6 protein-coding genes and 1 pseudogene are annotated in these 8,417 nt (G+C 67.9%); 4 read left to right on the forward strand and 3 right to left on the reverse strand.

Features of this window, described 5'->3' with window-relative positions:
- The first annotated feature begins 599 nt into the window (after positions 1-599).
- Positions 600-1,085, forward strand: coding sequence for a hypothetical protein (locus ACZ4A5_RS31310; protein ID WP_467591686.1), 486 nt, complete (start codon positions 600-602; stop codon positions 1,083-1,085).
- Between the two features lie 72 nt (positions 1,086-1,157).
- Here the strand turns inward: ACZ4A5_RS31310 and ACZ4A5_RS31315 are convergent, their stop codons facing one another.
- From ACZ4A5_RS31315 to ACZ4A5_RS31325, 3 genes are all read right to left on the reverse strand, one after another.
- On the reverse strand, positions 1,158-2,615 hold the full coding sequence (locus tag ACZ4A5_RS31315) for an NF041680 family putative transposase (RefSeq protein ID WP_467591700.1): 1,458 nt from the start codon (positions 2,613-2,615) through the stop codon (positions 1,158-1,160).
- Positions 2,616-2,749: 134 nt separating this feature from the next.
- Positions 2,750-3,289: a CbrC family protein gene (locus ACZ4A5_RS31320; RefSeq protein ID WP_467591689.1), complete on the reverse strand. Its 540-nt coding sequence runs from the start codon at positions 3,287-3,289 to the stop codon at positions 2,750-2,752.
- A 104-nt stretch (positions 3,290-3,393) separates the two neighbouring features.
- Complete coding sequence (locus ACZ4A5_RS31325) at positions 3,394-5,136, reverse strand: IS1182 family transposase (protein ID WP_467591692.1); 1,743 nt, start codon at positions 5,134-5,136, stop codon at positions 3,394-3,396.
- A gap of 90 nt (positions 5,137-5,226) precedes the next feature.
- Between ACZ4A5_RS31325 and ACZ4A5_RS31330 the strand changes: the two are divergent.
- The 3 genes and pseudogenes from ACZ4A5_RS31330 to ACZ4A5_RS31340 form a co-directional block, all read left to right on the forward strand.
- Positions 5,227-6,459, forward strand: a pseudogene (locus tag ACZ4A5_RS31330) (IS481 family transposase); the annotation flags it as partial.
- Between the two features lie 194 nt (positions 6,460-6,653).
- Positions 6,654-7,106: a hypothetical protein gene (locus tag ACZ4A5_RS31335; RefSeq protein ID WP_467591695.1), complete on the forward strand. Its 453-nt coding sequence runs from the start codon at positions 6,654-6,656 to the stop codon at positions 7,104-7,106.
- A gap of 564 nt (positions 7,107-7,670) precedes the next feature.
- On the forward strand, positions 7,671-8,327 hold the full coding sequence (locus tag ACZ4A5_RS31340; RefSeq protein ID WP_467591697.1) for a maleylpyruvate isomerase N-terminal domain-containing protein: 657 nt from the start codon (positions 7,671-7,673) through the stop codon (positions 8,325-8,327).
- The last annotated feature ends 90 nt before the right edge of the window (positions 8,328-8,417 follow it).

Raw genomic sequence — 8,417 nt, forward strand, 5'->3', positions numbered from 1 at the left:
CGAGGCTATGAAGAAAGCAGCGGTGTCGTATACGGGCCAGGAGGTCAACCCATGACGCCAAAAGGACAACCCCGCAACAGACAGACCCCCAACGGACGGAACCCCAACGAACAGACCAACAACAGACAGGCCGGCAACGGGCAGACCAGCAACGGACAGGACGGCAACGAACGGCCGGCCCGCGGCCGCCGCGCGCCACGCCGCACACCATCGAGGAGATCGCGGCGCCCACCACTACGAGGCCCTCGCCCATCCGCATCCGCACGCGGAGCCCCGAGACCATCCGTCTCGCCGCGACGGCTCTGCGCTGACGTATCCCGCCCACAGGGTGGGCGGGATACGTCCTTGCCCGTGGAGTGGTGGCCACTCGGGGCGGTAGGCGGCGACAGTCGCGGCCAGCGGGCGCCGAAGCGGGAGCACGAAAACCCCAATCGTCGTAGAGCGTCACGGATTAGCACATATGGCACAGCTTCTAATCAGCAACTGCCCACCAGGCGCGACGCGTGGCGGGCCGACGGCCCAACCGACAGTCGGCTTCCCGCCGTGCGCGACCCCTGCGAGCATGGGCAGCAGCCGGGATTGCCGAAGCCGGGAGCGGGATGAACGCCGACACGATCACCGCGATCTGCGCCGTCGTCGTCGCAGTTGCCTCGCTCGCTGCCGCCGTGTGGCAGGGGTACATCACCCGCGACCACAACCGGCGATCGGTGCGGCCTCTCGTCCAGGTAGGGCGCTGGATCTCAAAGGACGAAGACTCGGTCTCGGGCATCAGGATGGCCAATGGGGGCCTCGGCCCTGCGTTCATCGTTTCGACGAAACTGATCCTCGACGGGCAGGAGCTGCCTCCCTGGAGTGACGCGTGCGCGAAGGTGCTGCAGGACCGTTCCGGGATCAGCCTCATGGGGGCGATCTTCCTTGACGGAGGAGTTCTTGCCGCGGGCGAGGTCACCTTCCTGATCGGTGTGGGGCCCGGCGACGTGAACCGTCTGGCGCGCCGTTTGCGGATCGTCGTGGAATACGAGTCGCTGTACGGCGGCGAGGGCTTCATCGAGGACAGCGGGCCGCTGGAACAGCCCTCCCAGTAGATCGCTGCGACGCAGCAGGGCACTGGGCGACCTTGTCATGCAAGTATCCGGCACAGACTCTGACCTTGTTTTTTATGGTTTGCGAGCTTTGAGTTGGTTACGTTCGGCGATGCTCTCGGGGCGTCTGGTCGTTTTGCCCACGTCATAGCGGGTGGCAGGCCGCCGGTTCTTGGAGCCAAGTGGGCGGCCTGGGCCAGGAGTTGAAGGTTTGGGTGCACGAGCCGGGCAGAGCAAACAGGGACGGATGTTCCTGAACCCACGGCGGACGCGGGCTGGGGTGAGCCGAGCGGGCTCGGCCGGCTTCTCCCAGGGGCGGCGGAGATCGGCCGCGGCCTCGCGGGTGAGCCTCAGTTGGGTGTGCGCGGCGATCACGAGCCACGTCCATCGGTCCGCGGCCTCAGGAGTGCGGAGCCTGGGGCGGGTCCAGCCGAGCGTCTGCTTTACAAAACGGAAAGTGTGTTCAAGATCGAATCTGCGGAGGAACGCTTGCCACCGCAGGTCGACGTCCTCGCCGGTCATGCCGGTCCTGGAGGACCACAGCCAGACGGGCAGTGGGTCGCCTCCGCCGGGCAGATGGTCCACCTGAAGGCAGATCAGTGTGCCCTCGATGATGGGGAGTCCGCCGTCGTGGCCGATCCACGCGCTGCGGGTGGTGAGCCGGGGGTGGATACGGTCCCAGGCCATGGCCTGGGCGGTGCCGTAGCGGTCGGTGACCTGCACCGTCTCGGCATCCGGCTCGCCCCACGTGTCGGGCTTGGCGAAGCGGAACTCCTTGCCGTGCTTCGGCGGTCGCCCACCCTGGGGATAGGCCAGGGCGTACTCCTTGAGCGAGGGTGTCGGCCGTCGCATGACACGGTCCGAACGCATCCGCCCCAGCACCTCGACGGGCAGGCCCTTGAAGAGGTAAGCCATGCGCGGGGCGTCATAGCCGGCGTCGAAGACGACCAGGATGTCGTCGTCACCGGCTTCCCACTGACCCTGGCCGATCAGGTCGGCGACCACGCGGCGGACCTGAGCGGCGGTGACCTCGGCGACATCGTCGTCGGGGCCGAGCCGGACCGCGTCCAGCAGTTGGCACCACGACGTACGCCCGGACTCCAGCGCGGCGACGAAGGAGTACGGCCAGCCGGGGATGAACTGGTCGCTGGAGCGTCCCGAGCGTCCGTAGACATGGCAGAACAGGCGATCCGGGTTGGTCGGCGCGTCGGGCCGCAGCCACGCGGAGACAACGACCGCCAGGACCAGGCGCCCGTCGGCGGCCTTGGGCTGCGGCAACATGGCCAGCGCCTTCCGCAGCCCGGCCACATCGATGCGACCGTGGTTGAGCGCGTCGTACAACGCGCCGTGCCCACGCCGGTGTTCGGCCAGCAACGTCAGGTCGACCGGCGAGGTCACCGGGCCGTCCTCGCAGAGCATCGCGTCACACAGCTCGAACAGGGTGTCACCGCGCCGGGCAAGGCACGCGTAGAGATCCTCCCGAAAGTGGAACGTGAAGTCGAACGCCTCGTGCCGGGCATCGTGGTGCAGCAGACTCACCCCTGGCGGTCTTGGTGGACAGCGCGCTCTGGACAGCACGCAGGATCACGCCAAGACCGCCATGCGCATACACCGAACTCCCAGGTGAGTGACACCGTTCGGGACGTCGTTCGACCCGTCTGCAGGGCCTATGCGAAGTCGGTGTATGCAAGGTGGACTGCGCAGACCCGGCACCGGAAGAGATACGCCGTCGCCTCGCCGTCCTTGTCCAGCGAGCCGAGGAAGTGCTCAACCTGGTCCGACGGCCAGCCCCAGCCGTTCGCCTCCCGCCGCAGCATCTCCAGTGCCTCGGGATATGCGGCGAGTTCGGCGGACCCGGCCGGGGCCAGGAACGCGGCGCCGTCGCCGCAGTGGAAGAACCACTGGGGTTCCTGCCATGCGGTGAAGCCTGGAGTGTGCCGGTCGACCGCTGCGAAGACCTCAAGGGGCACGTCGTCGCCCAGGCAGGTTCCCGCCGTGAAGTGCGCGTCGAACCGTTCGGCGGCGCTGCCGTCCGCGATGCACCACGGGCACAGCCGGCCCCCGAGCTCGTCGGCAGCGTAGACCGGGCCCTTGTAGACATACCCGCGTTCCCGCCCACAGCAGGTGCAGGCCGTGCCAGAAGGCACGATCACGCCCGTGGCGACGGGGTCGGGGTGGTACGGGAACTCAGGAAGCAGCTCAGTCACAGCCCATAACCGTAACAATCGGCACGAACAGTCAGCCGGGCGGGTCCCGGACCATAAAAATCAAGCTGACCTTGACTCTGTCGGGGATCTTGGAGGTGCCGAGGTCAGGTGCCCAGGGTTCGCCAGGACTTCGGCCGGGGTAGCTCGCGTTGGTCGAGGTAGTTCTGGAAGGCGGTTGGTCGGCGGGGCATGGAGGCTTCCTCGGTTGGCGGCAGTCCGCTGAGGCGGTCGATGTTCACGGCGATGGCCGTCAGGACGTGCTGGATGTGGGCTTTCCCCTGTCCTCGGTAGCGGCAGCGCCGCATGCCGTGTCCGTGGGCGAACTCGTTGACCGTGCCCTCCACTCCGGAGCGGGCCGCATAGCGGGCCTTCCACTCGGGCGTCTGTTGTTCAGTGCGGACGCGAAGTTGCAGCTCGCGGAGCTCTCGCGGGGGAAATCCCACGGTGCGGACGTTGTCAGCGGTGCTGGTGCACTGAGTGCGGACCGGGCAGGGGCGGCACTGGCTCTTGGTGAACCTGGCCACGATCAGCGGGGCCGCGGTGGGCGAGGAGGTCGGGTAGGGGCCGTGCCAGCCCGCACTGATCTGGCCCTGAGGGCAGGTGACCTGCTGCTTGTCGTAGTCGATGTGGAAGTCGTCCCGGGCGAAGCCCTCGTTTTGGCGGTGCTGGCGGGTGGGGTTGCTCTTCAGCGGCCCGGTGACGGTGACCTGGTGTTCGCGGGCGGCTTGTTCCAGGTGGGGCAGGGAGGTGTAGCCGGCGTCGACCAGGTACTCGGCGGGCAGTAGCCCGCGGCGGTGCAGGCGGGTGTGGATGCCGGGCAGGACCTGGCTGTCGTGGGTGGTGGCCGCGGTGGTGACCACGTCCGTGATCACGTTGGGGCCGTCGGGAGCGCAGGTCTCGGTCAGATGCGCGGAGAACCCCTTCCAGCTGATGACGTGTCCGTGGCGTGCGTAGCGGGCCGAGGTGTCGTAGGGGGAGACGATGGACCGGGACGAGGGCGGCAGCCCGGGTCCGCCCTCCTTCTCGGCGGTGCGCCAGCGCAGGTGTCCAGCGGCGTCATGGTCGTAGTTCTGCACCATGATCTGGCGCAGGGCCTGTGTCCGCGGGCCGGGCGTGCGGTCCGCTCCGTGCCGGTAGAGGTGTTCCAGGAGCCGGAGGGCGTCGTTCCCGGTGGCGAGGATCCGGGTCTTGGGCTTGGTGGGGTTCTTGCCCAGGCGGACTGGCCGGCCGTAACGGCGCCCCCAGTCCTCATCGACCAGTTCGTCCAGCAGGTGAGGGGAGATGCTGGCGACTTCTTCCAGAGCGGCGCGGACTGCCTCGGTGATCAGCTCCAGGCGGGTCAGGTCACGCACCGCGGCCAGGACGTGGGTGGAGTCGGTGCGCTGGGTGGTGCGCTCGTGGACCAGGCCGGCCTCCTTGAGGCCGGCCTCCTTGAGGCGGGCCAGCGAGAGGTCGAGGAGGCGGTCAGCGCGGTCCCCGTCGGCAAGACGATCGCGGAAGTCGGCCAGCACGCTGTGATGGAACCCGGGGTCGTCCAGCTCCATGGCCATGGCGTACTTGAAGTCGATGCGGCAGCGGACCGCCTCGGCGGCCTGCCGGTCCGACAGATCGAGCACGAACTGCAGCACACAGACAGTGGCCAGCTGGGCGGGCGAGAGACCCGGTCGACCGTTACGCGGGTACCAGCCAGCGAAGTCCTCGTCACGCCACAGTCCGTCCAGACGGTCTCTCACCCACATCGCCGTGGTACCGCCCGGGTTGCTCGCCCGAGCGATCTGCGCGGTCAGAAGCGGGATTTGCTCACCGGAACGGGGGCGGAGGGACAACAGGCACCTCGACGACTGCACGGGCTAATGGAACAGCCCGAGCATGACCGTTGATCATGCTGCCGCACCGGAGAACTCCAAGATCCCCGACAGAGTCAAGCTCACCGCCTGGTGGGCGAGCACAACCAGCTCCCGGCGGCTCTCGGGGCTCCGCGTCGGGCCGCGTTGCTGACGCGGATGAGAGACCTGGCCGACGCGGAGCCACTCCAGGTGGACCTCCATCTCGACGGCAAGGTGGTGGTCCCGCGGGCGGTCGCGTGGGAGGTGGAGTCCGCGGTGTCGGCCCTGGCCCGGGTCAGCCCCGAGCCCTACGGGAGCGCGCCCTGGCGCGCGTACCGTGGCCGATTCCTTGACCGGTACGGCCCCGGCGTGCTGGTGCCGCTGACCGATCTCCTCAACCCTGCGACGGGCCTGGGCCTGCCGGCAGATTTCCTCGGCGGAGCTCCTGCCGCGCGGCCGGCCGTCTCCCGCCGCGACCGGCAGCTGATGGGACTCGTCCAGCGGTCCCTGGCCGAGGACCGGGACCTGGAGCTCGACGACGCGACGATCGAAGCCCTGGCGGATGGCGATCCCGAAGGCGATCCGGTAGCGCATGTGGCCCGTCAGGTCGGGGCCTCCCGGCAGTCGGTATACGCGTGGATCGCGCGCTATGACGCCGGCGGGCTGGAGGCCCTGGCGGACCGCTCCCGGCGGCCGCACTATTCGCCGACACAGGTGGCCGGTGAGATGGAAGCCACGGTGTGCGAGCTCCGGCTGGCGCATCCGCGCTGGGGTGCCCGCAGGATCGTGCACGAGCTCAGGCGCCGCGGCATGGCACCGGTGCCGGGCCGCAGCACGGTGCACCGGATCCTGGTCCGCAACGGCCTGGTCCGCCGTCAGGAGCAGAACCACCGTCGTGTCTACCGGCGCTGGCAGCGGGACGCTCCGATGCAGCTGTGGCAGCTGGACATCATGAGCGGGGTGTTCCTGGCCGGCGGCCGGGAGTGCAAGCTGGTCACCGGGATCGACGACCACTCGCGGTTCATCGTGATCGCCAAGGTGGTGGCCCAGCCCACCGGGCGGGCGGCGGCCACCGCGTTCGCCGAGGCCATGGCCGTCTACGGGGTGCCGTCGGAGGTCCTGACGGACAACGGGAAGCAGTTCACCGGCCGCTTCACCAAGCCATTCCCGGCCGAGGTCCTCTTCGAGCGGATCTGCCGCGAGAACGGCGTCACTGCCCGGCTCACCAAGCCCCGCTCGCCGACCACGACCGGGAAAATCGAGAGGTTCCACAAAAGCCTGCGGCGCGAACTCCTCGACGACGCAGGACCGTTCGCTGACCAGGGCACCGCGCAGGCACAGATTTCCCGTCCTCCAGCCCATCGCCTTCGCGCACGCCGCCGCCAAGAGGAAGCGGTGATGCGCAGATGACTGAGTGGGTCGCTCTGACGGCAGCGGAGTGAGGGAAGGGATTCACCGATTCCGACAAGGGCAAGGCAGGAGTCGGATGGAACAATTTCGCGGCCAAGGAAGGAGCTGACTGCACACTGGCCCTGCAAATGGGGGAGCCTCCCAAGGAAGAAAATCTGCAGTCGTCGTTCAGGCGCATGGTAGATAACCCCGGGGAGGACGTATGGGCTGGGACAGCGGCTGCTTACGCCTGGAACAGCGATCTGAGCGCGCCAGCCGCCTACAGCAATGTTCGAGGCAGCCTGGCAGGCTGCGACCGTTTTCTCGGGCCCGACGAAGACGGCAGCGGAATCGCCGATTACACACTGGTCAAAACTCCACTGGAACAGCCCACCGGATTGACCGCCGTGGACGAGTCACTGTCGGTTACCACAGAGATTATCGACGAAGATGGCGGACACCGGTTGAACGGGTATCAAGTTTACGCCCGTAAGGGAAGATTCACGGTAACTTCCTCCGCACGGTGGAAACGTGATGAGGAATCTGTAAGACGGAAGGTAATCAAGGCCGTCGCGCAGATGATCCAGCGACTGCCCCAGTAGACGGCAGGGCCTGGCGAGCGCCGCCGCCGTGGGGTACGTGCCTGGGCACCGGCTGGCGGGCACAGTGTGGGCGGGCGAGGGCTGCTGGCCTGATGGCTCCGGGGCCGAACCGCGCCCGTGCAGCGTGTTCGAGCGTCAAGGGAGGCGCGGGTTGAGCACATGGCATGTGGAGTGGGTGCCTGATCCTGAGCGGTGGGTAACCCTACCGGCAGAGGGCGTCCTGGGTGTGCGGGATCTGCCGGAGACGGTGGCGCGGATCGGTCTGAGGCCGGGCGATCCGGTGTTCGTCAGGCCGGATGGCTGGGTCGATGCTGATCTTCTGGACTTCGTACCCTCCCGGTCCTTTGTGAGCCTGGAGCGTGAGTCGAAGCGGAACTACGCGACGGACATCCGGCTGTTGCTGGGGGTCTTGTGTTCGCGGGATGTGCACTGGCGATGCGCGACCGAGCAAGATCTCGCGGACTACCGGAACTGGCGGTGTGAGGCCCCGGGGAACCCCGAGCGGACGAGCCGACTGTCCGAATCCGCTTGTCCGTCGTGCCGAGTCCGGCCTACCGTGCCGTAATGGATCTCTTCTCGCGTTCTTGGACGGCGTTGCGCACGGCGGTCGCCGAATTGCCGGACGAGGACTTCGAGCGGCCGTCTGGCTGTACCGGCTGGCTCGTGCGGGACCTGGTCTGCCATCTGGTCATCGACGCCCAGGACGTGCTGATCACCTTGGTTACGCCAGCCGAAACCGAACCGACCGCGGACTCGGTCAGCTACTGGGACCTACTCGACGAACCACCGACCGGCGAGGACGCCCTCGATGCGCTGATCCCCCGGCTGGCCGCCGCATACGGCGAGCCGCGGTGGCTCAAGTTCCACCTCGACGACGTCGGTTCCGCCGCGGGCCGGGCCGCCGAACTCGCCGATCCTGCCCTCCGCGTCAGCACCCAGGACAAGGTGCTGACTGTCGGCGACTACCTGTCCGCGTACGTGCTCGAATGGACCTTGCATCACTTCGATCTGATCGCGCATCTGCCGTCGGCCGCCGAGCCGCCCGCCGAGACCCTCGCCGCGGCCCGCGCGTCGCTGGAGAAGATCGCCGGGACCCCGTTTCCCGCCTCGTTCTCCGACAAGGACGCGCTGCTGATCGGCACCGGACGTCGCACGCTGACCGACGCTGAGAAGGGTGTTCCGGGCGATCTCGCCGCAAAGCTCCCGCTCATCCTCGGCTAGTGACCTGAGTCGTTGATGCGTCGGCAGTAGCTGGCGAGGCTGTTGAGGATCTGGTCGGCGGTCTTGTGCCATACGTAGGGGCGGGGGTTG

The sequence above is a fragment of the Streptomyces sp. NPDC025618 genome, assembly GCF_055558795.1.

Coding starts and splice junctions, on each gene's coding strand:
- ACZ4A5_RS31340 (WP_467591697.1), top strand. CDS start 7,671: ATGGATCTCTTCTCGCGTTCTTGGACGGCGTTGCGCACGGCGGTCGCC.
- ACZ4A5_RS31335 (WP_467591695.1), top strand. CDS start 6,654: ATGGGGGAGCCTCCCAAGGAAGAAAATCTGCAGTCGTCGTTCAGGCGC.
- ACZ4A5_RS31310 (WP_467591686.1), top strand. CDS start 600: ATGAACGCCGACACGATCACCGCGATCTGCGCCGTCGTCGTCGCAGTT.